The following is a 1,104-nucleotide window of genomic DNA, read 5'->3' on the forward strand; positions in this document are numbered from 1 at the left end:
GCTGAGTGCCCGTGTACAAACTGATTCCCGCGCTTGCTGCATGGAGTCGATATCGGGCAAAACTGTGACGTAGGGCGAATCGCCTGCGACATAAAGTGACCTTCCGGTAGCAACGGTGGTTATCCAAGCCCCGCCACCAACCGGAAGGTCTGCCGCCGTTGTACGCCACCGCTCCCATCGCTGTCTCCCGTAACGACGAAACTGCCTGCTCGTGCGTGGCCTGCCGGTACGGCCGCGGAGCCGATCATCCGATCCGGGCACCCCGCTACACCACCGACATGAGTGACGGGGAATGGCAGGCCATCAGGCCGTTGATGCCCTGGCCGGCCTGGTTACACGGCAACGGCGGACGACCCGAGAAGTACTGCCGTCGCCTGATCATGGATGCCATCCGGTACGTGGTCGACAACGGGATCAAGTGGCGCAATCTGCCCGCCGACTTCCTGGTGCCCTGGCGCACCGTCCATGCGATCTTCACGCGCTGGTGGCAGGACGGTGATCTCTATGCTCTCCACAACGACCTGCGCGAACAAGTCCGGATAGCCGACGGGCGCGAGCCGGAACCCAGCGCCGGGATCATCGACTCACAATCGCTGCGAGCCGCCGAGACCGTCGCCACCAGCTCGCGCGGATACGACGCGGCCAAGAAGGTGCAGGGCACCAAGCGGCACATCATCGTGGACACCCTGGGCCTGCTACTGGTCGTCATCGTCACCGCCGCCAGCGTCCAGGACCGCGACGGCGCCAAGCCCGCGCTGGAACGCCTGCGCGACTGGTACGAGCGGATCACACTGATCTGGGCCGACAGCGCCTACGCCGGCAAGCTCGTGACCTGGGCCCAAAAGCACGTCCGGCTCACCCTGGAGATCGTCAAGCGCAGCGACGATGTCAGCGGCTTCGTGATCCTTCCGCGCAGGTGGGTAGTGGAGCGCACACTGTCGTGGATCTCCCAGCGCAGGCGGTGCGTGCGGGACTATGAGCGGTTGCCCGACCATCACGAAGCCATGGTCTTGTGGGCAATGATCATCCTCATGGGGCGACGACTCGCACGATCCGCATCTCCCCAATCAACCTGACGATCAGTTTGTACACGGGCACTGAGCG

The 1,104-nt window shown here is 64.2% G+C and carries 1 protein-coding gene; it reads left to right on the forward strand.

Annotation, left to right across the window (positions count from 1 at the left end):
* Positions 1 to 278: 278 nt before the first annotated feature.
* Positions 279 to 1,076, forward strand: a complete 798-nt coding sequence (locus ABEA43_RS67735) for an IS5 family transposase (RefSeq protein WP_345581560.1) — start codon at positions 279 to 281, stop codon at positions 1,074 to 1,076.
* Positions 1,077 to 1,104: the final 28 nt, after the last annotated feature.

The sequence above is a fragment of the Nonomuraea rosea genome, assembly GCF_039539705.1.
In the GTDB taxonomy this organism is placed as follows: Bacteria; Actinomycetota; Actinomycetes; order Streptosporangiales; family Streptosporangiaceae; genus Nonomuraea; species Nonomuraea rosea.